Genomic DNA, 393 nt, shown 5'->3' with positions numbered 1-393 from the left:
ACTGCAAGGAGACCCGCCATGCGTGAATTCACCCAGTCCACCAAGCTCGCCTCCGTCCGCTACGACGTTCGCGGTCCGATCCTCCGTGAGGCCCAGCATCTCGAGGCGGAGGGCCACGAGATCATCAAGCTCAACATCGGCAACACCGCGCCGTTCGGGCTCCACGCTCCGCCCACCCTCCTGGCGGACATGGCGCGTTCGCTGCCGGAGTCGGACGGCTACTCGGACAGCCGCGGGATCGTGCCCGCCCGGGAAGCCGTGGCGGACCACTACGGGGACAGGGGGTTTCCTGCGCTCTCCGCGGAGGACGTGTGGATCGGCAACGGCGTCTCCGAACTGATCTCCATGACCCTGCAAGCCTTCGTGGACGCGGGGGACGAGGTGCTCGTGCCC

Annotated in this window: 1 protein-coding gene; it reads left to right on the top strand. The window is 67.9% G+C overall.

Going from position 1 to position 393, the window contains the following annotated elements; genetic code table 11:
- Nucleotides 1-18 precede the first annotated feature (18 nt).
- Nucleotides 19-393 (top strand): aminotransferase class I/II-fold pyridoxal phosphate-dependent enzyme (locus tag QC029_RS30855; protein WP_279559137.1); only part of this gene is annotated, 375 nt, incomplete at its 3' end.

The sequence above is a fragment of the Streptomyces sp. DH37 genome, from assembly GCF_029813835.1.
Classification (GTDB): domain Bacteria; phylum Actinomycetota; class Actinomycetes; order Streptomycetales; family Streptomycetaceae; genus Streptomyces.
The sequence above is the reverse complement of the archived record's forward strand: the minus strand, read 5'-3'. Positions and strand labels throughout refer to the sequence as shown.